At 42.2% G+C, this 22,522-nt stretch carries 25 protein-coding genes; 19 read left to right on the top strand and 6 right to left on the bottom strand.

Annotated features, from left to right (window positions below; all coding sequences use genetic code 11):
- Positions 1 to 152: 152 nt before the first annotated feature.
- Complete coding sequence (locus tag ACSFVZ_RS15120; RefSeq protein WP_199527613.1) at positions 153 to 1,169, top strand: metalloprotease; 1,017 nt, start codon at positions 153 to 155, stop codon at positions 1,167 to 1,169.
- Positions 1,170 to 1,222: 53 nt separating this feature from the next.
- On the opposite strand, the gene ACSFVZ_RS15115 is transcribed toward ACSFVZ_RS15120, so the two are convergent.
- Positions 1,223 to 2,536: a short-chain fatty acid transporter gene (locus ACSFVZ_RS15115; protein ID WP_435559159.1), complete on the bottom strand. Its 1,314-nt coding sequence runs from the start codon at positions 2,534 to 2,536 to the stop codon at positions 1,223 to 1,225.
- 114 nt (positions 2,537 to 2,650) lie between these two features.
- Entirely contained in the window at positions 2,651 to 3,604 is a 954-nt protein-coding gene (locus tag ACSFVZ_RS15110) for a chemotaxis protein CheV (protein WP_281547262.1), read from the bottom strand.
- Between the two features lie 144 nt (positions 3,605 to 3,748).
- Here ACSFVZ_RS15110 and ACSFVZ_RS15105 point away from each other — a divergent pair, with 144 nt between their 5' ends.
- On the top strand, positions 3,749 to 4,813 hold the full coding sequence (locus tag ACSFVZ_RS15105) for an ion channel (RefSeq protein ID WP_138556646.1): 1,065 nt from the start codon (positions 3,749 to 3,751) through the stop codon (positions 4,811 to 4,813).
- A gap of 43 nt (positions 4,814 to 4,856) precedes the next feature.
- Positions 4,857 to 5,069 carry a hypothetical protein gene (locus tag ACSFVZ_RS15100; RefSeq protein ID WP_138556647.1) on the top strand — a complete coding sequence of 71 codons (213 nt, stop codon included), beginning with the start codon at positions 4,857 to 4,859 and terminating at the stop codon, positions 5,067 to 5,069.
- A gap of 15 nt (positions 5,070 to 5,084) precedes the next feature.
- On the opposite strand, the gene ACSFVZ_RS15095 is transcribed toward ACSFVZ_RS15100, so the two are convergent.
- The gene (locus ACSFVZ_RS15095; protein WP_435559158.1) at positions 5,085 to 6,116 is read right to left on the bottom strand and encodes a cytosolic protein; all 1,032 of its coding nucleotides are present in this window, start codon (positions 6,114 to 6,116) and stop codon (positions 5,085 to 5,087) included.
- 85 nt (positions 6,117 to 6,201) lie between these two features.
- Positions 6,202 to 6,663 (bottom strand): EVE domain-containing protein, encoded by a 462-nt coding sequence (locus tag ACSFVZ_RS15090; protein ID WP_138556649.1) that lies wholly within the window; start codon positions 6,661 to 6,663, stop codon positions 6,202 to 6,204.
- Between the two features lie 79 nt (positions 6,664 to 6,742).
- Here ACSFVZ_RS15090 and tesB point away from each other — a divergent pair, with 79 nt between their 5' ends.
- Positions 6,743 to 7,600, top strand: coding sequence for an acyl-CoA thioesterase II (tesB, locus tag ACSFVZ_RS15085; RefSeq protein WP_135923208.1), 858 nt, complete (start codon positions 6,743 to 6,745; stop codon positions 7,598 to 7,600).
- On the opposite strand, the gene plsB is transcribed toward tesB, so the two are convergent.
- On the bottom strand, positions 7,597 to 10,047 hold the full coding sequence (gene plsB, locus ACSFVZ_RS15080; protein ID WP_138556651.1) for a glycerol-3-phosphate 1-O-acyltransferase PlsB: 2,451 nt from the start codon (positions 10,045 to 10,047) through the stop codon (positions 7,597 to 7,599). The two genes, tesB and plsB, sit on opposite strands and share 4 nt — an antisense overlap.
- 493 nt (positions 10,048 to 10,540) lie before the next feature.
- Between plsB and rpsJ the strand changes: the two genes are divergently transcribed.
- The 13 genes from rpsJ to ACSFVZ_RS15015 all read left to right on the top strand — a co-directional run bounded on the left by rpsJ (position 10,541) and on the right by ACSFVZ_RS15015 (position 16,886).
- Positions 10,541 to 10,852: a 30S ribosomal protein S10 gene (gene rpsJ / locus ACSFVZ_RS15075; protein ID WP_002957900.1), complete on the top strand. Its 312-nt coding sequence runs from the start codon at positions 10,541 to 10,543 to the stop codon at positions 10,850 to 10,852.
- 27 nt (positions 10,853 to 10,879) lie between these two features.
- On the top strand, positions 10,880 to 11,515 hold the full coding sequence (gene rplC / locus ACSFVZ_RS15070; RefSeq protein ID WP_004588685.1) for a 50S ribosomal protein L3: 636 nt from the start codon (positions 10,880 to 10,882) through the stop codon (positions 11,513 to 11,515).
- A 17-nt stretch (positions 11,516 to 11,532) separates the two neighbouring features.
- Positions 11,533 to 12,138, top strand: a complete 606-nt coding sequence (rplD, locus tag ACSFVZ_RS15065; RefSeq protein ID WP_062568199.1) for a 50S ribosomal protein L4 — start codon at positions 11,533 to 11,535, stop codon at positions 12,136 to 12,138.
- Positions 12,135 to 12,437: a 50S ribosomal protein L23 gene (gene rplW, locus ACSFVZ_RS15060; protein ID WP_135923210.1), complete on the top strand. Its 303-nt coding sequence runs from the start codon at positions 12,135 to 12,137 to the stop codon at positions 12,435 to 12,437. The genes rplD and rplW overlap by 4 nt, the downstream gene beginning before the upstream one ends.
- Positions 12,438 to 12,454: 17 nt before the next feature.
- Positions 12,455 to 13,279: a 50S ribosomal protein L2 gene (gene rplB, locus ACSFVZ_RS15055; RefSeq protein WP_135923211.1), complete on the top strand. Its 825-nt coding sequence runs from the start codon at positions 12,455 to 12,457 to the stop codon at positions 13,277 to 13,279.
- Between the two features lie 16 nt (positions 13,280 to 13,295).
- Positions 13,296 to 13,574, top strand: a complete 279-nt coding sequence (gene rpsS, locus ACSFVZ_RS15050) for a 30S ribosomal protein S19 (RefSeq protein WP_010376377.1) — start codon at positions 13,296 to 13,298, stop codon at positions 13,572 to 13,574.
- A 14-nt stretch (positions 13,575 to 13,588) separates the two neighbouring features.
- Complete coding sequence (gene rplV / locus ACSFVZ_RS15045; RefSeq protein ID WP_004588690.1) at positions 13,589 to 13,921, top strand: 50S ribosomal protein L22; 333 nt, start codon at positions 13,589 to 13,591, stop codon at positions 13,919 to 13,921.
- A gap of 11 nt (positions 13,922 to 13,932) precedes the next feature.
- Positions 13,933 to 14,634 carry a 30S ribosomal protein S3 gene (gene rpsC, locus ACSFVZ_RS15040; protein ID WP_063701047.1) on the top strand — a complete coding sequence of 234 codons (702 nt, stop codon included), beginning with the start codon at positions 13,933 to 13,935 and terminating at the stop codon, positions 14,632 to 14,634.
- A gap of 12 nt (positions 14,635 to 14,646) precedes the next feature.
- The gene (gene rplP / locus ACSFVZ_RS15035; protein ID WP_036974208.1) at positions 14,647 to 15,060 is read left to right on the top strand and encodes a 50S ribosomal protein L16; all 414 of its coding nucleotides are present in this window, start codon (positions 14,647 to 14,649) and stop codon (positions 15,058 to 15,060) included.
- Positions 15,060 to 15,251 (top strand): 50S ribosomal protein L29, encoded by a 192-nt coding sequence (rpmC, locus tag ACSFVZ_RS15030; RefSeq protein ID WP_054552371.1) that lies wholly within the window; start codon positions 15,060 to 15,062, stop codon positions 15,249 to 15,251. The genes rplP and rpmC overlap by 1 nt, the downstream gene beginning before the upstream one ends.
- Complete coding sequence (gene rpsQ, locus ACSFVZ_RS15025) at positions 15,251 to 15,508, top strand: 30S ribosomal protein S17 (RefSeq protein WP_135923212.1); 258 nt, start codon at positions 15,251 to 15,253, stop codon at positions 15,506 to 15,508. The genes rpmC and rpsQ overlap by 1 nt, the downstream gene beginning before the upstream one ends.
- A gap of 282 nt (positions 15,509 to 15,790) precedes the next feature.
- Entirely contained in the window at positions 15,791 to 16,507 is a 717-nt protein-coding gene (locus tag ACSFVZ_RS15020) for a hypothetical protein (protein ID WP_235383726.1), read from the top strand.
- 64 nt (positions 16,508 to 16,571) lie between these two features.
- The gene (locus ACSFVZ_RS15015) at positions 16,572 to 16,886 is read left to right on the top strand and encodes a hypothetical protein (RefSeq protein WP_135923214.1); all 315 of its coding nucleotides are present in this window, start codon (positions 16,572 to 16,574) and stop codon (positions 16,884 to 16,886) included.
- Between the two features lie 60 nt (positions 16,887 to 16,946).
- On the opposite strand, the gene ACSFVZ_RS15010 is transcribed toward ACSFVZ_RS15015, so the two are convergent.
- Positions 16,947 to 18,587, bottom strand: a complete 1,641-nt coding sequence (locus ACSFVZ_RS15010) for an endonuclease (RefSeq protein WP_435559157.1) — start codon at positions 18,585 to 18,587, stop codon at positions 16,947 to 16,949.
- A gap of 347 nt (positions 18,588 to 18,934) precedes the next feature.
- Between ACSFVZ_RS15010 and ACSFVZ_RS15005 the strand changes: the two genes are divergently transcribed.
- Positions 18,935 to 20,749 carry an assimilatory sulfite reductase (NADPH) flavoprotein subunit gene (locus ACSFVZ_RS15005; RefSeq protein ID WP_435559156.1) on the top strand — a complete coding sequence of 605 codons (1,815 nt, stop codon included), beginning with the start codon at positions 18,935 to 18,937 and terminating at the stop codon, positions 20,747 to 20,749.
- Between the two features lie 48 nt (positions 20,750 to 20,797).
- Positions 20,798 to 22,495 carry an assimilatory sulfite reductase (NADPH) hemoprotein subunit gene (cysI, locus tag ACSFVZ_RS15000; RefSeq protein WP_135923217.1) on the top strand — a complete coding sequence of 566 codons (1,698 nt, stop codon included), beginning with the start codon at positions 20,798 to 20,800 and terminating at the stop codon, positions 22,493 to 22,495.
- Positions 22,496 to 22,522 lie beyond the last annotated feature (27 nt).

Below are 22,522 nucleotides of genomic sequence, written 5' to 3'. Positions count from 1 at the left end.
ATACTTAAAAGTAGTAGATAAATATTAGTTAGTCATGTTTTTTGGTTGTTTGTGTGCTGGACAGAGTAATTTAAATCGTAGAAGCTTCTCTCTCGTAATTTATTTTGTCCTACGTATAATAGCCGCACTCTTATCTAGTATTTTTACAGATTATGGCAAGACTTCAGTTGAGCTTAGCAAATGAAACTTTCACTTTGCATTTGCACGGCTCGCAATTAATACAGTTATTCCATCAACAGCAAGCTATTGCATTTGATAACCCGACTCAGAATAAGTATGAATTTGATTTTCAAGGACAAAAAATTAGCTTAGATACCAGCAAAGTGCATGAAAAAAGCTTAGCTATTTATGTTAATCAGCAATTAGTTAGTGAACTTGCACTTCCTGCGGTAGAAGACGCTGAACCAAAACGCGGCATCATTGGCCTGCTAGCACTGGGCTTTAAATTATTTAAAAGTGCAAAAGTAGTGAAAGCAGCTTTAGCGGGTGCATCAGTTGCAGGTTACGCATGGCTTTTTTCTATTGAATTTGCTTTGATGTTAATTGCTTGCTTGGTTGTGCACGAATATGGTCATGTGCGCGCTATGAAATATTTTGGCATTAAAACTAAAGGTATTTATCTTATTCCGTTTGTCGGTGGCTTGGCCGTTTCCGACGATAAAATTACCACCCGTTGGCAAGATGTGGTGATCTCTCTAATGGGGCCTGCATTTGGCTTAATTACCTCAGTACTCGGAGTGGTGCTTTACTACGCCACTGAAATGGAAATATTCGCCGGTGTGGCAGTACTCAGTGCACTGTTAAACCTATTTAACTTGTTACCTATTTTGCCCTTAGATGGCGGTCATGTACTAAAAAGCATTAGTTTTTCTATGCGTTCTTGGGTCGGCTTAAGCGTGTGCTTATTAGGCGTGTTATTTGGTTTATGGCTGAGCTATACCTTTGGTTTAATGCTCCTCGTGTTCTTCTTGTTTGTTGGCGCGCTTGAAATTGTATTTGAATGGCGTGGTCGTCATTATTCACACCTAATCCCTCTTGATACTTACGGGCAAGGTTTTTCAGCGGTCATGTACGCATTGGTTGTTGCAGGCCACGTTGCGGTGATGATGCATTTTGCTGATTCAGAAAGCGCAATCCTAAGCCTACCTATGAAGATTTTATCGAGCTAAGGATTGCATATTAAGCACTGAGCGGGCTAAAACTCAGTGCTTTTGCATTCGTACTAAGGATAAAAACTCAGCATTAACGATATAAACACGCCGGTGATGATCAGCTGCACAAGGCAAAAGCCCATGATGTCTTTTGCTTTTAAGCCGGCAATAGCAAGCACGGGGAGTGCCCAGAACGGCTGAATTAGGTTAGTCCAGGCATCGCCCCATGCGACAGCCATAGCAACACGTGGCATATCAGCGCCAAGTGTTTGTGCTGCAGGAATGACAATCGGCGCTTGCACTGCCCATTGGCCGCCGCCTGATGGCACAAAGATATTCACAAACCCTGCACTTAAAAAACTCCAAAAAGGCAGCGTTTCGGCTGTAGCAATGGCAATAAATCCTTCAGAGATTTGTTGAGCAAGTCCCGTTTTTACCATAATCGCCATGATCCCGGCATAAAACGGAAATTGAATCACAATACCAGCGCCGCTGGGGATTGCTTGCTGTAAGCTTCGAAGTAAATTATGTGGTGTTTGATGCAGTAAAATTGCGCTAAATAAGAAAATAGCGATCACACTATTTAAATTTAAGCCGCCTCCGCTTAGCACAAAATAATAGAATAAATAGGCAAGGCCAACGGCACCTATCCCCATTCCTAATAAACGACTATGCTCTATTACTTCGGCAGGGCGGGTAGGTGTTGCTATTTGCTGCGTTTCATCATCAAGCTTTGCGGGGTCAACATAGACGCTGTCTTTCTCGTTTGGCAGCATGTAGCGATTTACCAGCGGCATGATAATAAATAAGCCCACAACAATAGCGATATTAAATGCCGAAAAAATTGTCTCCTCGGTGCCTATAATACCAATGCTTTGCTGTGCAAAATGGCCATCGGTCGCGATTGTCAGCGGCACTGAACCGGCTAAGCCACCATGCCAAACAATAAAGCCTGAATAGGCACTGGCTACTAACAAACGGTAATCAACGCGGGTTTGTTTCGCAATTGCTTTGGCGAACAAAGCGCCAATCACTAAACCAAAGCCCCAATTTAGCCAGCTAGCTAATAAAGAAACGAGCGTCACGAGAATGATTGCTTTGGCTGGGGTATTTGCTAGTGTCGCAAGTTTATTGAGTATGCTGCGCATAACTGGAGTATTCGCTAATATGTAGCCTGTAAGCAGTACTAGCAGCATTTGCATAGCAAATTGTAATAGGTTCCAAAATCCACCACCCCAAGCCGCGAGCACTTGTGTGGGCGTTGACGGTGTAAAGAGACTCGCAACGATAAAGCTCAGCAAGGTGAGTAATATAACAAATACAAACGGGTCGGGTAGGTAACGCTCTACTAGTTTAGTGAATGGTTTGGCAACGCGATTTAGCATAGTTTTTATTGTTGTCGTCGAATCGATAAAGCCAATAAATCATGAATAACGATGATTGGCAAATTGCGACGTCGTTGCTTTAGCTTATATTAATAAAACAAATGTTAAAAACGATTACTGAGCATCTTGTTCTAGCACGGCTTTTAAGCGGGCTTGTACTTCTTCCACTAACAAAATTGGCTGGAACTTAGATAAAAAGGCATTACAACCAACCTTCTCAACCAGGGCTTGGTTAAAGCTACCACTGAGTGATGTGTTAAGCACGATGTGTAAGTTCTTCATTCGGCTGTCGTTGCGAATTTCGTGGGTTAAACGGTAGCCATCCATTGCTGGCATTTCTGCATCGGTGATCACCATAAGTAATTCTTTTTCGACATCTTTGCCCTGATCAGCCCAGCCTTTTAACATTTCGAGTGCTTCGAGTCCGTTACGAGCAGGAATAATTTCGATGCCGAGTTGCGATAAAGTATCGCTTACTTGTTTACGAGCCGTTGGTGAATCATCAGCATGAAGAATTTTGCGGCCTGCAAATTCGTTCACGATACTCTTATCAAGAATATCATCAGAAATATGTACTTCGTACTCAACGATTTCGGCGAGCACTTTTTCTACATCGATTATTTCAACCAGTTGCTCTTGGCCATCGCGTTTCACCTTCGTTAAGGCTGTTAGGTAATGATTTTTACCAATCGCAGTTGGTGGCGGCATAATATCAGACCATGTCATATTAATGATTTGATCAACCTTGCCAATTAAAAAGCCTTGTACGGTACGATTGTATTCAGTGATAACGAGGTTTGTATCTTCAATGTGTTTAGCTTCAGGCATGTTAATCGCTCTCCGTAAATCAATCACAGGAATTGACTCACCGCGAATATCAACTACACCTGACACTTTCGGGTGTGCGTGAGGAATTTTGCTGATATGAGGCAGTTTAACGACTTCTTTTACTTTAAAAACATTAAGAGCAAATAAGTGGCGACTGTGGAGGTAAAATAGTAAAAGCTCTAAGCGGTTTTCACCGACTAGTTGCGTACGCTTATCAACTGAAGCAAGAACACCTGACATATTTCACCCAAAACAACTAATACAGAGATATTATAGTCTACTATTATTTTTCATCGACATGCATTAGTAATTTCAATCTGTTGCCAAAGAGCAAGCATTCCAGTACCGTATCGTTAATTTCCACCACTGTAAATTGCAAGGATTATGCACTATTTATTAAATCGTATAGTGGTACTTATCCGCAGTCATATTGATCAAGTAAGTTGGCAGGCTGTGGTGGTTACCACGCTTTTGCATATGCTACTTATATGGTGGCTGCTTATGCTTGCAGGAGAGCAAGCTTTAACACCACTAAGTACCTACGTTTATTATTATGTTGTAACAACATCAACAGTTGGCTATGGCGATTTTAGTGCCAGTACTGAGCTTGGCCGCTGGGTTGTTGCATTACTACAAATACCTTTTGGTTTAGCATTATTTGGCGTTCTGTTAGGAAAAACAGGGCAAACAGTAACTTACTTAATCAGGCGCGCTATGACGGGTGATAAAAGCTTCGCACATATAAACAATCACATTATTATTTTTGGTTGGCACGATACTCGTACTAAGAAGATGGTTGACTATATTCTAGCCGATCAAAAACGCTTAGATCGTCGTATTCTATTGGCAGTTACTGAACAAATGGAGCATCCATTTTTAACAAATCCGATGGTTGATTTTGCACGCCTAAGTAGCTTTACCGACTTAGATGAGTTGCAAAGAATCGCAATTGAACGCGCCGATAAAATTATTATTGATGGCCAAGATGATGACCAAACGTTTACTACTGCACTGCGCATAAGTAAGTTGGTAAATAAGGATTGTCATATTAGCGCGCATTTTACTGACGAAACCAAAATCGAAATGCTACATGAGCTCTGTCATAATGTTGAATGCAGTAGTGCCAAGTCAGCCGAAATCTTAGTGCGTTCAATGCAAGATCCGGGTTCGAGCCGTGTGCAAGAAGAGTTGTTATCAACACTTCATGGTGATACTCAGTTTAGTTTGCCTATTCCAAAAGGCGTGCAAGCAATGGAGTTTGGCAAGCTGTTTCATCACTTTAAATACAGCCACGATGCTATATTACTGGGTGTCGCACATAATTTAAGTGCAAAAAACATGGATTTAAATCCGCCTCTTGACTATGTAGTCAGTGAAGGAGATATTTTGCATTATATTGCTGCGGAGCGTGTTTTGAGTGACGAAGTTGATTGGTCAGCGTTGGTATAGTACCAATCCGCAATAATACTTTTAATTAAGCGAATTGGTATTTATGAATGAAGTTGCGTTTTTAATTATTGTTTTGAGTGCCTACATTTTACCTGTGGTCATTGTGCTCAATAGTAAACGTACTCAAGGCCACGAAAAGAATGCTTGGTTAATTGGTATCATTTTCTTTTCGTGGTTGGCTTTAGTGATGTATTTAACTATTGTCCCTAAACACGGGCGGGTCAAAAAACACCGTAAAATAAAAACGAAGGGTTAACTTACAGCTACTGTCTCACTTCAACTGTTTCAATTTATGATCTATCAATGGGTCATCAGGTGAAAGTTGCTGCGCCACCTCTAAAATCTTTATTGCATCGTTTGGGTGTTCATCCTGATGCTTGATTGCGACATCAATCAGCGGCTGAACATCAATTGTGCCATTTTGCTCTTGAATATGCTCAGCTTTTTCTTCAGTCAAAATTGTGTGTGCCTTACTAAGTAAGGCTAAGCGGTGTGCCGAACCGTTGTTGGCTTTATTGAGCCGACGATAATAGTCTTCTTTAAAACGTAACGTTTTTGTCTGCTGTCGAAATTGAGCAATATCGACTTGCTGGTGGCTAATAAAATCAACAGCAACATCTTTATAAAAACCAAATTTATTCAAGTACGTAGCATGAACGCTGTGGCCCATACCGAACACCCGTAAATGGGTGAGTTGTGGGTAGCGTTTAGCATGAGCTCGGTCGATACGATTGGTTGGATCGTAGATGATATAGCCTTTAGCATGACCTAGGTCTAAATCGTGATAATCACCGTTCCAGTCAAATTTTTGTGCGATATCTGTGCTTGAGCGGTCATCCCATGGGGCTTTGTTTTTATTTTTTGTGCTGACAGGATGAAATAACAAGACTTTATCAAGCTTTAATAGATTGGCAAATGCGCCAACAGCAAAGCCACCACGACTCAAGCCATATCCTAATCGTTCTTTAAATCCGCTAATCAATGGCGCTAACTGCTCAATAAAAAACAATAGGTTGCGGTGTCTAAACCAGTTACTAATGCCTAAATGTTGGAAGGCAATTACATTCACATCTTGTTTTTTCGCAAGTTTATAGGCCCAAGGCGAAAAATCATCTGTGAGATCATGTTCTTGGTAGTTGGTTCCCGCTGGTGAGAAGGTGAATAGCAGAGGTTTATTTGCGTCGATGATATGGTACTTCACATATACATCACCGAGTAAGTCACCACCGGTAAATGGGACTCGGCTTTGTTGTTGCTCATGTGGGAGATGGGTCCACTCATCTAACCAATATAATAATTTCATACATCCCCCAAGATACCTCTAAAATAAAGGGACAGAATTATAGCAAAAATCACTACTCATTAAAAATGCACGCCTTTTTAATGTGTTATGTTTCGCTCATAGCTATAATCTGTTGCCAATCATGTTCAGTTACTGGCATTACAGATAATCGACCGCCTTTTTTAAGGGCTATTTCGGTAATGGACTCATTGGCTTTAATTGCTTGTAGGCTAACAAGCTTTTTAAGGTGAGATTTATAAGTAACATCGACCACAAACCAGCGCGGGTTATCAGTAGTTGCTTTAGCATCGTAGTAATCGCTATTTAAATCAAACTGAGTTGGGTCGGCATAGGCTTCACGACTGACCGTGGCTATTCCTGCGACACCTACATGTTTACAACTTGAATGATAAATCATTACCAAGTCGCCTTGTTTAATACCATCGCGTAGAAAGTTTCGCGCTTGATAATTGCGCACGCCATCCCACATAGAGGTTTGCATAGGTGCGTTTTTTAAATCATCAATTGAAAATGCATCAGGTTCGGTTTTAAAAAGCCAATAAGCCATAATGGGGTGCTCTTACAAAGATTTACTTCCAATTAGTCTATAGTATCATTAAACGCTTGTCTGGATTGAGGATAAATAAATGAGCCAAGTATTAGATGACTTACTGTCATTAATGTCGTTAGAAGAGATTGAGCAAGGCTTGTATCGCGGGCAAAGCCAAGATTTAGGGTTTAGAGCTGTTTTCGGTGGCCAAGTAATGGGGCAAGCCTTGTCGGCAGCCAAAGAAACATTACCTGAAGGGCGTATAGTTCATTCACTGCATTCTTATTTTTTACGTCCAGGTGATGCGAGCAAACCAATCGTTTACGATGTAGAAAATATTCGTGATGGTAAGAGCTTTAGTACCCGCCGTGTAAAAGCTATTCAATATGGTAAGCCGATTTTTTACATGACTGCTTCGTTTCAAGGTGAAGAGGACGGCTTATCACACCAAGCGCAGATGCCCGATGTCCCACAGCCTGAAGAATTAAAGTCATCGCTTGAGTTTTACCAAGCGAATGCTGAACTTATTCCTGAACCAATTCGCAATAAGTTTATTCGTGAAGTGCCAATTGAAATGCGTCCAGTGACCTTTCATAACCCATTTAAACCACAAGCAATGGAACCCGTTAAGCATATTTGGTTTAAAGCCAATGGTGAGATGCCTGACGATCAGCGTATTCATAATTACTTACTTGCGTATGCGTCTGACTTTGAGTTTTTACCAACGGCATTACAGCCGCACGGTGTATCGTTTATGCAGCCGAATATGCAGGTTGCGACGATTGACCATGCAATGTGGTTTCACCGCCCGTTTAGACTAGACGATTGGATTTTATATTCGATTGATAGCCCAAGTGCGAGCTCTGGCCGTGGTTTGGTGCGAGGTCAGTTCTTTGACCGTCAAGGCAATTTGGTTGCCTCAACGATCCAAGAAGGGGTCATGCGTCAGCGTTAATCTTTTGCGTGCTGAGCTTGGCTTTGCACTATATCGTCAATTGACTGCCAGACTCGTGCTGGCAGCAATGCCTTCAGATATAAATACACTTCACACAGCTCATTGCTACCCGTTAAGCCTTGCTCTGTTTCGGTAATTAGCTTTTGCTCTCGCAAGCTTGAGATAAAACCAATAAGTACTTTTTTGTCAAAGAACTCCGGCGTTTTAATGCCGTGCAAGGTGCCTAAACGCTCTGCTAACACTTGGCTTTCGTGCTCAAGTTCTTCACGCTCAATACCGCTACTGGTTTGAATAAAACCAACCACGATAGCGTAACGCTGTAGCGTTAAGCTTAAGGCGCGACCAAGCATTTCGAGTTTTGCTAAGCAGTCGTTGCTATTGGTGATTTTGATATTATCACCTTCAATTTCAATAAGGTCTTGATCAACAAAGCTTGCGAGCACGCGAGTAATGTAGTTTTCATCTAGCTCATGCAAGAACCACTCTTTAGCGAACAGCGGGTAAAAACGTGCAATCAAGGCATGGCAATCTGCCATGGTAGTTTGATGCGCTTTGAATAAATGCAGCGCAAGCAAGCTTGGTACAGCAAATAAGTGCAATACGTTATTACGGTAGTAGTTGAATAGCGTCTTTTCTTTGTCGTTAATAGCGATAATTTCGCCAAATTCATCACTGATGACGTCAAACTTATTAAGTTTAAGTGCATGCTCTAATAGCTGTTCAGCACTTTCGTTAGGTGTTGTTACCTTGTCGCTGTAACTTGCGCTGCGTTGTAAATGTAGATAAAACTCAAGCTGCGCAATCAACTTAGGCTTACTTAACGCATGTTTGTCATTCACCAATAAAATCATCGCGAGTAAATTCACCGCATTGAGTGCAGCGGCACTATTAATATTAACCATGACTTTATCGGCAAGATTCGCTACCTGCGGTCCAAGCCATTGTGGCTTTTGTACATCGGTTGGGTGAATAGACTCGCGCCAATCAGGTTGCTGTTCATTAAGGTATTGATTTATCGAAATAGGATCACCAAAATTTAAGTAACCACGACCATAGTTTTTCAGGTTTTTAATGGCTTTAAAAATCCCCAAGACCGACTCACCTTTTTTATCGTTACCGGCCAGCTCTTTTAAGTAAGTATTAATTTCCATTACGTGCTCATAGCCGATGTATACAGGCACAATAGAAATAGGGCGATCTATGCCACGAAGCATGGCTTGCAACGTCATGGCGAGCATACCTGTTTTTGGTGGTAACAAACGACCAGTACGGCTACGGCCACCTTCAGTGTAAAACTTCACTGAGTAGCCTTTAATAAATAACTGGCTCAGATACTCTTTAAATACTGATGAATATAACTTGTTGCCCGCGAATGAGCGGCGAATAAAGAAAGCACCACTACGACGGAAAATACCACCTGCCGGGAAGAAGTTTAAGTTGATACCAGCGGCTATATGCGGTGGTACTAAACCTAAGTGATAAATAGAGTAGGTCAGTAATAAGTAATCCATGTGCGAGCGGTGACAAGGCATATAAATAATTTCATGGCCTTTATCAGTGAGCTCGTGAACTTGCTCTGAAAACTTAATGTCGATGCCGTTATAAAGTTTATTCCACAGCCAAGTTAATACACGGTCAGCAACACGAATGGTGGCATCGCTGTAATTGGCAGCAATTTCATCAAGTAGCTTCAGCGCATTTTGACGAGCTTGCTCTTGGCTGATGTTTTTTTCTTTTGCTTCTATTTGAATCGCTTTTTTTATTGTTGGTGATGCAAGTAGCGAATTAAAAAGCTGTTCACGCGATGGCATTTTTGGCCCTGTAGCAGCCAGTTTTTGACGACGAAAGTGCACACGAGCTACGCGTATTAACTTATGTGGTAGCTCATCAACATCGGCTTTTTCATTGACTAATAAAGATAAGTCGAGTGGTTGGCTAAATCGAATAAAGTTATCACGCCCAGAAAATAGCAACACAAAGAACTTGCGAAACCAGCTGGGTGTTAATGAATGAGACACCAAAGTACCTAAACCTGGCTTTTCTTTTCCTGGGTTACGACCCCATAAAATGGTCACCGGGATCACTTGGACGTTTTGCTCACCAGATTGCATTAGGTGGTCAATAATGTGTTTGCCTTGCTGCAAGGCATTACTTGGTTTGCTTTTATTACCAAATAGCGGTGGTGGGTTTTGAATACCAATAAAGCGGTTAAGTTCGGCATTACCTAATAACTGCTCTTCGGTTGGGTCAGGTAAGCCATATTTTTTACATACCCGCGCCAGTGCCGCTAAATCAGAGCGCGCATTCAACCTCACAATATAAAAAGTTGGGTTGGCAGGGTTTAGATTGTATTGTTCAATAGGGTTCTCAGGCAGAACTTTGCTTTTTACTAGCAAGCGGTTCATCCCAGCAGAAATAGCATTTAAACAACGATTAATGATACGCATCAACTCACCAAAGTTTTATACCAACTAGGTTTAGTGCCTAAGACAGCTCACTTTATTAAGCCAATTGGTATTAGTAAATATACAGTAGACCACATGCGGTCAAAATAAGCGGCATAGAATAACAATTATTAATTGGACTGACCATTGCAACATTGTATGGCTTTTTGTTTCTTTACCTAACTATAGTAAGCAAAGACATACCTTGGCTGAATTTAGTTCTATTTCATTTAAATTTCATTTTGATAAGGCGTCGAGTGTATTAATTCTAAAAAGTTGTTGCATTTATCACCAATATAACTATAATACGCAGGCTTTCAAAATTCCCTCGGGAACTTGGAAGGAAAGATTAAGCTTGGATTTCAAGCTAATAAACAGGAATTCCGATTTGGAATTCAACGTAGATATAAGAGAACAGCCGACATCTTAGTTAGTAAGATTGTTTCGGTCGTTTTTTTATGCTCTTTTTAAATGCTCTTTATATTGAGGTTTAAGAATGTCAAATCAACGCATTCGTATTCGCCTAAAAGCTTTTGACCACCGTTTGATTGACCAATCAACGGCGGAAATCGTGGAAACTGCGAAACGCACTGGCGCTCAAGTACGTGGTCCAATTCCACTACCTACACGCTTTGAACGTTTTACTGTACTAACTTCACCGCACGTTAACAAAGACGCGCGTGATCAGTACGAAATCCGCACCCATAAACGTCTGATCGACATCGTAGAACCAACTGACAAGACTGTTGACGCTCTTATGCGTTTAGATCTTGCTGCTGGTGTTGATGTTCAAATCAGCCTGGGTTAATCGGAAGATTAGAGAGGTTTTAGGAAAATGGCATTAGGTCTAGTCGGTCGTAAAGTGGGTATGACACGTATCTTCACTGAAGATGGTGTATCTATCCCTGTGACAGTTATCGAAGCGACTCCTAACCGCATTGCACAGATCAAATCTGACGCAACAGACGGTTATAACGCGCTTCAAGTAACCGCAGGCACTAAAAAAGCAAGCCGTGTAAACAAAGCAGCAGCGGGTCACTTCGCTAAAGCTGGTGTTGAAGCGGGTCGCGGTCTGTGGGAATTCCGCCTAAATGGTGGTGAAGGCGATTTTGAAGTAGGCGCTGAGCTTACTGTTGAATTATTCAACGAAATCAACAAAGTTGACGTAACCGGTACTTCTAAAGGTAAAGGTTTCCAAGGTGGTGTTAAGCGCTGGAACTTCAGCATGCAAGACGCTACTCACGGTAACTCTCTATCTCACCGTGCTCCTGGTTCAATCGGTCAAAACCAATCACCTGGTAAGGTGTTTAAAGGTAAGAAAATGGCCGGTCACATGGGTGCTGAGCGTGTAACGACTCAAAACTTAGAACTAGTTCGCGTTGACGCTGAGCGTAACTTGCTTTTAGTTAAAGGTGCAGTACCTGGCGCTATCGGCGGTGACGTTATCGTTAAACCAGCTGTTAAAGCATAAGTCCTGGAGATTTAGTGATGGAATTAGCAATTAAAGACGCTTCTGGCGCTCTTGAAGTTTCTGAAGCTACTTTTGGACGTGAGTTTAACGAAGCATTAGTACACCAAGTAGTTGTTGCTTACGCAGCAGGTGCTCGTCAAGGTACTCGTGCTCAGAAGACACGTTCTGAAGTTAGCGGTGGTGGTAAAAAACCATGGTCTCAAAAAGGTACTGGCCGTGCACGTGCTGGTACAATTCGTAGCCCAATTTGGCGTTCAGGTGGCGTTAGCTTCGCAGCTAAACCACAAGATCATAGCCAAAAAGTAAACCGTAAAATGTACCGCGGTGCGATCAAAAGCATCTTATCTGAATTAGTTCGTCAAGAGCGTTTAATCGTTGTTGAACAGTTTGGTCTTGAAGCACCAAAAACTAAAGAACTAGTTGCTAAGCTTAAAGAACTTGAGCTTAAAGATGTTCTAATCGTGACTGAAGAAGTAGATGAGAATCTTTTCTTATCGGCACGTAACCTATACAAGGTTGACACGCGTGATGTAGCTGGTATCGATCCTGTAAGCCTAATCGCTTTCGATAAGGTACTTATTACAGCTGCTGCTGTTAAGCAACTTGAGGAGGCGCTAGCATGATCCGTGAAGAACGTCTTTTAAAAGTGATCCTTGCTCCACACATCTCTGAAAAAAGCACTATCGCTGCTGAAGAGAACAACACGATTGTTTTCAAAGTAGCTTCTAATGCAACTAAAGCTGAAATCAAAGCTGCTGCAGAAAAGCTTTTTGAAGTAGAAGTAACTGGTGTTCGCACACTAAACGTTAAGGGTAAAACAAAACGTACTGGCATGCGTTTCGGTCGTCGTTCAGACTGGAAGAAAGCTTACGTTACTCTTAAAGAAGGTAGCGAGCTAGACTTTGTCGGCGGCGCCGAGTAATAAGGGGAGTTAGAATTATGGCACTTCAAAAGTGTAAACCAACTTCTGCGGGTCGTCGTCACCTGGTTAAAGTGGTTAACCCAGATTTACATAAGGGTAAACCTTACGCACCACTACTAGAGAAAAACTCTAAGTCTGGTGGTCGTAATAACAAAGGTCGTATCACGGTTCGTCACATCGGTGGTGGTCACAAGCATCATTACCGTGTAATCGACTTTAAACGCACTAAAGATGGCATTCCAGCTGTTGTTGAGCGTCTAGAGTATGATCCAAACCGTAGCGCAAACATCGCTCTTGTATTATATGCAGACGGTGAGCGTCGTTACATTATTGCACCTAAAGGCTTAAAAGCGGGTGATTCAATCCAGTCTGGTATTGATGCACCAATCAAACCTGGTAACACGTTACCAATGCGCAACATGCCTGTAGGTTCGACTGTTCACAACGTAGAATTAAAACCAGGTAAAGGCGCGCAAATCGCACGTTCTGCTGGTGCATACGTTCAAATCCTTGCTCGTGAAGGTCAATACGTAACTCTACGTCTTCGTTCTGGCGAAGTTCGTAAAGTTCCATCTGACTGTCGCGCAACACTTGGTGAAGTAGGTAATGCTGAGCATATGCTTCGTTCACTAGGTAAAGCTGGTGCAAATCGCTGGCGTGGTATCCGTCCGACAGTTCGTGGTGTTGCCATGAACCCGGTAGATCACCCGCACGGTGGTGGTGAAGGTCGTACATCTGGTGGTCGTCATCCTGTGTCTCCATGGGGTAAACCGACTAAAGGTGCTAAGACACGTAAGAACAAGCGTACTGATAAATTTATCGTACGTCGTCGTACTAAATAATAGTTGAGGAATAGCCATGCCACGTTCTCTCAAGAAAGGTCCTTTTATTGACCTACACTTGCTGAAGAAGGTAGAGAAAGCGTTGGAAAGCGGTGACAAGAAGCCAATTAAAACTTGGAGCCGTCGTTCAATGATCATACCTAACATGATCGGATTGACCATCGCTGTCCATAATGGTCGTCAGCACGTTCCTGTGTTTATCACAGACGAAATGATCGGTCACAAACTAGGTGAATTTGCACCAACTCGCACTTACCGCGGTCACGCTGCGGATAAGAAAGCGAAGAAACGTTAAGAGGAGAATGATAAATGCAAGCATTAGCTAAACATAAATTCGCCTCTGGTTCGGCGCAAAAAGCACGTCTAGTTGCAGATCAGATCCGCGGACTTCCGGTTGATCGCGCTCTAGAAATCCTGGCGTACAGCCCTAAAAAAGCGGCTGTATTAGTTAAGAAAGTACTTGAGTCTGCTATTGCTAACGCAGAGCATAACGAAGGTGCTGACATTGATGAGCTTCGTGTAACTACGATCTTTGTGGACGATGGTCCTACAATGAAGCGTATTATGCCACGTGCTAAAGGACGCGCTGACCGCATCCTTAAGCGTACAAGCCACATCACTGTTGTGGTTTCAGATAGCTAGGAGTATAAGTAATGGGACAAAAAGTTCATCCTACTGGTATTCGCCTAGGTATCTCTAAACCTTGGGTTTCTACCTGGTACGCGAATTCAAAAGATTTCTCTGATCAGCTTTTTGGCGATCACAAAGTACGTGCATTCCTAACTAAGGAATTAAAAGCGGCTTCTGTGTCTAAAATCGTTATCGAGCGTCCAGCTAAATCTATCCGTGTAACAATTCACACAGCTCGTCCTGGTGTTGTTATCGGTAAAAAAGGCGAAGACGTTGAAAAACTACGTCAAGCAGTAACTAAGATTGCAGGTGTTCCGGCTCAGATCAATATTTCTGAAGTTCGTAAGCCTGAACTTGATGCACAACTAGTAGCTGACGGTATTGCGTCACAGCTAGAGCGTCGTGTTATGTTCCGTCGCGCTATGAAGCGTTCGGTACAAAATGCAATGCGCATTGGTGCAAAAGGTATCAAAGTTGAAGTTAGCGGTCGTCTTGGCGGTGCTGAGATCGCACGTTCAGAATGGTATCGTGAAGGTCGTGTACCTCTACATACTCTACGTGCTGATATCGACTACGCAACTTCTGAAGCCTTAACCACTTATGGTATCATTGGTGTTAAAGTTTGGATCTTCAAAGGCGAAGTTATTGGTGGTTTACCACTAGTACAAGAGCAAGAGAAGCCAGCTAAACGCGCGCCAAAGAAAGCCAAAAAAAGTGCTAAGTAGAGGTAGCGAGTAATGTTACAGCCAAAACGTACAAAATTCCGTAAAATGCACAAAGGCCGCAACCGCGGTTTAGCGCAAAACGGTAACAAAGTAAGCTTCGGTACTTTCGGTTTGAAAGCTACTGGTCGTGGCCGTATGACTGCTCGTCAAATCGAAGCAGCTCGTCGTGCTATGACACGTCACGTAAAGCGTCAAGGTAAAATCTGGATCCGTGTATTCCCAGATAAGCCAATTACGAACAAGCCATTAGAAGTTCGTATGGGTAAAGGTAAAGGTTCTGTTGAATATTGGGTTGCTGAAATTCAACCTGGTAAAGTACTTTACGAAATGGAAGGTGTTTCTGAAGAGCTTGCTCGTGAAGCATTTAACCTTGCAGCGCGTAAATTACCATTCACAACAACTTTCGTAACTCGGACGGTGATGTAATGAAAGCTAGCGAACTAAAAGACAAAAGCGTAGAAGAGCTAAACGCTGAACTTCTAGGACTTCTTCGTGAGCAGTTCAACCTGCGCATGCAAGCAAGCACTGGTCAGTTAGCTCAGACACACACGCTAAGAACAGTACGTCGCGATATCGCGCGTGTAAAAACAGTTATTAACCAGAAGGCAGGTCAATAATGAGCGATAAAATCCGTACTCTTCAAGGCCGTGTAATCAGCGACAAGATGGATAAATCTTTCACTGTTGCTATCGCACGTTACGTGAAGCACCCAGTATATGGTAAATTCATCAAACGTACGACTAAACTACACGTACATGACGAAAACAACACAGCTCAAACTGGTGACGTAGTTACTATCCGTGAGTGTGCTCCTATTTCTAAGACTAAGTCTTGGACTTTAGTAGACGTTGTTGAACGTCCAAAGCAAGCTTAATTTTTAATTAAGTTTACTTACTAAAAAGCCCCGGCATTTGCTGGGGCTTTTTGTTTTTAAAATAAAGCTATCAGCTTTTAGACGTCAGTTGAGCGGTAGACTTGTTTGCTGCAGAGTTTCCCGCTGCTGTAAAACCTCATATGGCACTCATGCTTAATCGAAACCATCTCTACGAATAGACTTGAGCTAGAACCATAAACTTTACTCTTGCTAAAACGCCACTTTTTCTTATGAACTAATTCACTCATTTAACACTCTTAAAAATAAAAATGAGGCGTTTGGGTGCTAAAAGGGACTTACAAAGCATGGATCATCTCGATTACGCTACATGCTGTGCTTTTGTTGTTATTTGCTCAATATGGAAAGTTTGTGAAACTACCAGTAGCAGCCACAGAGCCGCCAAAAGTAATCAACGCGTATGTAAGTGTTGATTTAACTTCGTTACCTAGTTTGCAGAAAATCCAAGAAAAACCTTCACCTGAGCAAACAGAAGGAATGCCTGATGAGGTTAATTCTTTGCCAAAAAAAGAAGAAACTTCGCAGAGTAGCTCTGGGCAGATAAGTGATTCTAATACAGTTAATCCCACAATAGACGAACCCAAAAAAGCTACCTCTGAGGTTGTAAAGCCTAATCAGACACTTGAGAATTCAAAAATAGCCGAAGAGCCTTTTAAAAAGCTCAACCCTTATGCGCCAATCCCACAGCTTAATTTTGAAAATGGTTCTGCTAATGCGTCTTTGTTTGGGCAGGATGAAGCGAATAGCCCCTCAGGCAGGGTTACAGTGCCTGCGCAATTAACCGTCTCTGATAAAGCAACTGTCGTTTGGCAAAGTGGCGATGGTAGCAAGCGTATCGAGGTGCTAAATGGTATGTGTTATGGCATAAATTTCAATTCGGTGTTTGGTAAATCTGGGGTGCCAAGTGGATCGCCAAGACCCTGCGAAGACAAAGACGCTAAGTTATTTAAAGAAATAATGAATAAATGGAGTAATAAATAATAAAACACTTTACCTCAACTTAACTTGAGATTTTAAAGTAGCGTTTTTTGTAATGGATAACGCTATGAACTCACTAGAAAACTATTTATTAAGCTTACAGATTAATTGCTATCAAGCGTCAGCGATTCAAATTTCTCAAGTACAAACGCGTATTTGGCAGTCATTACAAAATAATTCTAGTTATGCACATAGCGTAATCGAAGAGTTTGATTTGAATGGACAGCCTAGCCATTACCAGCATGCAGCCCTATTTACACTGGTTTTATTGCAGCTTGGCTATAAAATAAAGCCAACGCCAGAAAACGCTTTATCGGTAAGGCATAACCATTTGTTACATGACATTCGTCTTGTCGAGCAGTTAAACGCTAGTGGGGCTTAAGTCATCTTGTATCGTATAAAAAGGCACTTAGCCGAAACTAAGTGCCTTGGCTTAACGAAGTTACCAAATCATTTCTACAAATTCTGGATGATCCACAAATGGGTTGCGGTTACCTTGATGTTCGTAAGCTGCTTGGTTACGGTCAAGCTCTAATTGGCTAACAGGATCCTCGTTATGCCATTTTAATAACATAGCAACGACCCAGTTCTCAAATACCTGATTAGATGAACCATTCAATACAGCGTTACTGTAGGTTGTGTTGTTTTGCCACGAGCCAATTACGTTTTCATAGCGTGTTGCCATGTAGAAATAGGCTCTTGCAAAGTCACCTTTAAATTCATCAATAGGTTCAAATACCGTTCCTGAGTAATTTAATGAGCTAGCTGCACTGCCTAACTTACTGCCGTTGCTAGAGGTATAGCTTGCACTACCAACTTCACCAAACGGGTAGTTACTACGTTTTGAATTTACATAACCATCAGTAGCAAAAATGTGATGTACGTCTGAATTCATTGGCTCAACTGTACCGCCAAACCAACTTTTCGGGAAAGAATGCTCACGGTTGTAGCAATCTGCTTCGCTGTTGTATGTACCACATTGATCGCTCACAGCAACATAGTTGTAACTGTCTTGGCCTGCAGGGTTTTCTGAATAACGGTCTAAAATAGAGTTGTCGTTTTCAAAATACTTATCGCGTGAGGCAACATCGTAAAAACTCCAAATTGCTGAATAGCCTTGTGAGTTGTGATCTTTAATGATGTTGTATAACTCTGTTTTCAGTGCATAACCACTAAGGCCTTGCGTTGTAACATAGTATCCCGTTGGCTCTGTTGGTGTTGTACCACCACCGTCACCGCCGCCTGAGTTATCACCTAAACTAAACGGCGTAGCTTCCGAGCTTTGGAAGCTTGCACCACTGGCAAGTACTGTTTGACCTAAAGAAAGATTGTAACTGCCATTGCCGAATGAGCAGCATATGCCATCACCATAGCTATCAAAAATAGTAAAGGTATAGTCACCATCAGTTAAACATGCTTGCTCACTGTACTGAGTATTTGCAGCATAGCTGCCGCCTGATGCTACTGTGCTACCTTGGCTATTAGTGATATGCCAGCTGGTTTCTTCACCATAGTTATCGGTAGTGAGGGTTAAAGATACTTGGTTATCGGCGCAGCTGCCCGAAGGTGGTGGTGTTGAGCCCGTGCTTGGTGCAAAGTTATCAACATAAACCACTTCGCTGCCATCAAAGCCTGTTACATCGTAAAAGCGCAGGCCAACACTAATTGAGGTAGTCGCAGAAGCTGTATACTGATAGCTGATTTGTTGCCATTGATTCGTTAATGCTGAATTAGAGTAACCTTGATAGCCATCAACCACTAAGCGAGCTTTTACGCCGCCTTCAGTATGGTAAACCCAAGCAGAAAACTCATAGCTTTCACCGGCCACTACATCAACTAATTGCTGTAAATCGGTATTACTTTGCGTGCCAGTATTAACCACAACTTGCGCTGAGTAATTACCTGAGTAAACCACATTACTATTAGCGCTAAGACTAATACCGCTATCTATGGTGCTCCAGCTTGCAGGGGTGTTTGCTGACCAGTTTTCGAAGTCGGCATTATTAACATTTGCCAATGCTGAACTCGCTAAACACAGTAAACTACTGGCTAGCATGTATTTTTTACATGTCCCGTGTGACATCGTTGTTTCCTTTTTATATTTTAATAGTTTTAGCTGTTCTCAAAATGAACACAGCGAGTATAGGCTAATCGGCTTATGTTGCAATAATGTTAATTAATAAAAGTTTCTTATTGGGTAATTTTTGCTTTTAACATGTTTTTTTTGGATAAATACTAAATTAATAACTAAATGGAATATCAAAGCAGATTCTATTCTTTTTTAATCGCCTCAGACCCCGTTATTCTTCACGCTCAGATAAACCTTTAAAGCATTTTTGTTTAGTCTTTAAAGTCGAAAAAATTGTTCGCGAAATGACGGTAGTAAGCTCGTTTCGCAGTTAACTTTTCAGGGTTACGAGGAATAAATTCATGTTGTTAAGTCAACTAAATGCAGCGGCGAGCCCGCTATCGCAAGAGCAAGTACAAAAGCTGCAAGGCTTAGTGGCTGAACTTAATCCAATTCAGCAAGCGTGGGTAAGTGGTTACTTAGCTGCTAACGCAAATGCAGGTGCATTAACTGGTGGTGTTGCTGCCGCTCCAGCTGCGGGTGATGCTGCACCATTGACTATTTTATACGGCTCGCAAACGGGTAACGCCAAAGGCGTGGCGAGCAAGTTAAAAGAGCAAGCAGAGTCGCGCGGTCTAACGGCTAAGCTAGTAAACATGGCTGACTACAAACCAACAGCCCTGAAAAAAGAAAAGTTTATCACGGTTGTTGTTTCAACCTACGGTGAGGGTGAGCCACCAGAAGATGCTGAAAGCCTCCATGAATTCTTAACGACTAAAAAAGCACCAAAGCTAGATGGTGTTAAAGTGGCTGTGATTGGCTTAGGTGACTCAAGCTACGAATTCTTCTGCCAAACAGCAAAAGATTTCGAAGAGCGCTTTAACAAGCTTGGCGCAGAAACTATTTTCCAGCGTGCTGACCTAGATGTTGATTACGATGATGAAGCTGCTAAGTGGATTGATGGTGCACTTGATGCGTTTGAACCAGATCTTAAAGCGCAGCAGCAAGCAAGTGGTGGTCAAGTTGTGGCGATGCCATTTGGAGCAGCAGCGCCAGCAGCAAGCCAATACACCAAGCAAAACCCATTTGCTGCAGAGCTAAGTGTTGTGCAAAAAATTACCGGTCGTGACTCAACTAAAGATGTGCGTCATGTTGAAATCTCATTAGAAGGTTCAGACATCACCTATACACCGGGTGATTCGCTGGGCGTTTACTTCTTAAATGACGAAGCGCTTGTTGATGAAGTACTTACGCTTACCCAAATCGATGCATCTAGCACGGTTAAACTTGGCGACGAAGAACTAAGTGTTCGTGATGCATTAATCGAAAAATTAGAATTAACTCAGTCATACCCAGGCTTTGTTGAAAAATACGCAACAGCAACTGGCAACCCTGAATTATTAAAGTTAGTTGAAGATAAAGCGGCAATGCGTGAGTACATCGAACCTCGCCAAATCTTCGATATTATTCGTCAAAATCCAGCTCAACTAGAAGCGCAAACCTTAGTCGATTGCTTACGTAAACTACAAGCGCGTTTATATTCGATTGCATCTAGCCAAGCTGAAGTTGAAGATGAAGTTCACTTAACTGTCGGTCTGGTTGAGTTTGATGCATTTGGCAGCGAGCACTTAGGTGGTTGTTCTGGTTATTTAGCACGTCGTGCTGAAGAAGGTTGCAAAGTAAAAGTATTCAGTGAGCATAACGATAATTTCCGTTTACCGGCTAATGATGAAACGCCAATTATTATGGTAGGTCCGGGTACGGGTATTGCACCATTCCGTGCGTTTTTACAAGAACGTGATGCTCGTGAAGCAAGTGGTAAAAACTGGTTATTCTTTGGTAACCCACACTTTACTCAAGACTTCTTATATCAAGTTGAAATTCAAGGTTACTTGAAGTCAGGTTTACTGACTAAAGTGGATGTGGCGTTTAGCCGTGACCAAGCGGAAAAAGTATATGTTCAAGACAAACTTCGCAAAAACAGCCAAGAAGTATTTGCTTGGTTAGAAGCGGGTGCTCATTTCTATATCTGTGGTGATGCAAACCGTATGGCGAAAGATGTTCATCAGGCGCTTGTAGACATTATCAAAGAAAATAGCGGCAAAGATGATGAACAAGCTGAGCAATATTTAAAAGATTTACGTAGCGCAAACCGCTATCAGAAAGACGTGTACTAATCACGTTTAAAGCTAACAGCCGTCACTGTAACAAATTTAGGAAATACCATGAGCGAACAAGACAAAAACGTAAAGCTTTCTGATAACGAGCGTTTGAAAAGAGAAAGTAATTTTTTACGTGGCACAATTGAGCAAGATTTAAAAGACGAGATCACCGGTGGTTTCACTGCTGATAACTTCCAACTGATCCGTTTCCACGGCATGTACCAGCAAGATGACCGTGATATTCGTCCTGAGCGCGCTAAACAAAAATTAGAGCCGTTACATAACGTAATGTTACGTGCTCGTATGCCTGGCGGTATCATCAAGCCAGAGCAATGGTTAGCAATTGATAAGTTTGCTGAAGAAAAAACCAGCTATGGCAGTATTCGTTTAACCACGCGTCAAACTTTCCAGTTCCATGGTGTGCTTAAGCCAAATATTAAAGGCATGCACCAAATGCTTAATAGCGTGGGCATTGATTCAATTGCAACGGCGGGCGACGTAAACCGAAACGTATTATGTACAACGAACCCTGTTGAATCTGAGCTTCACCAAGAAGCTTACGAGTGGGCTGCGAAGATCTCAGAGCACCTATTACCAAAAACCAAAGCATACGCTGAAATTTGGTTAGATGGTGAAAAGAGTGAAACCACTGAAGAGCCAATTTTAGGTTCAACTTATTTACCGCGTAAGTTTAAAACCACAGTAACAATTCCACCGAATAATGAAGTGGATGTGCATGCGAACGACCTAAACTTCGTGGCAATTGCAGAAAACGGCAAGTTAGTTGGTTTTAACGTGTTAGTGGGTGGTGGTCTTGCTATGACTCACGGTGATACAGCAACGTATCCTCGTAAAGCGGATGACTTTGGTTTTATTCCACTTGAGCACACCTTGAAAATTGCTGAGCACGTGGTGTCTGTACAGCGTGATTGGGGTAACCGCTCAAATCGTAAAAATGCGAAAACTAAGTACACACTAGACCGTGTAGGTACGGATGTATTTAAAGCTGAAGTTGAAAAACGTGCTGGTGTTAAATTTGAACAGAGCCGCCCGTATGAGTTCACTCACCGTGGTGACCGTATCGGTTGGGTTGAAGGTATTGATGGTAAGCACCACTTAACGCTGTTTATTCAAAGTGGCCGTATTTTAGATTACCCAGATAAACCGCTAAAAACAGGCTGTCGTAAAATTGCTGAAATTCACCAAGGTGATTTCCGCATGACGGCAAACCAAAACTTGATCATCGCAGGTGTTCCGGCTGATCAAAAAGCGGTAATCGAAGAGATCGCTCGTAACCATGGCCTAATTGATGACAGCCATACAGAGCAGCGTAAAAATTCAATGGCGTGTGTGGCATTACCAACGTGTCCGTTAGCGATGGCAGAAGCTGAGCGTTATTTACCAAGCTTAATTGAGAAAACAGAAGCGCTATTAGCGAAACATGGTATTGGCGATGACAACATCATTATGCGTGTTGTGGGTTGTCCGAATGGCTGTGGCCGCGCAATGTTGGCAGAAGCGGGTCTGGTTGGTAAAGGTCCAGGAAAATACAACGTGTACTTAGGTGGTAACCGTGAAGGCACGCGTATTCCAAAACTGTATTTAGAAAATGTTGGCGAAGACGTATACCTAGACGCATTCGATAAGCTAATTGGCCAATGGGCAAGTGAGCGTAATGAAGGCGAGTGTTTTGGTGATTTTGTAATTCGCAAAGGCATTGTTGCTGAAGTTAAAGTTTCAGTAACTGATTTTCACGCATAATTTTATAAGCGACACCGCTTTAAGGTT

It is taken from the genome of Pseudoalteromonas nanhaiensis (assembly GCF_051235485.1).
Taxonomy (GTDB): domain Bacteria; phylum Pseudomonadota; class Gammaproteobacteria; order Enterobacterales; family Alteromonadaceae; genus Pseudoalteromonas; species Pseudoalteromonas lipolytica_C.
Note: the sequence above shows the minus strand (reverse complement) of the source record. Positions and strands in the feature narration are given on the sequence as shown.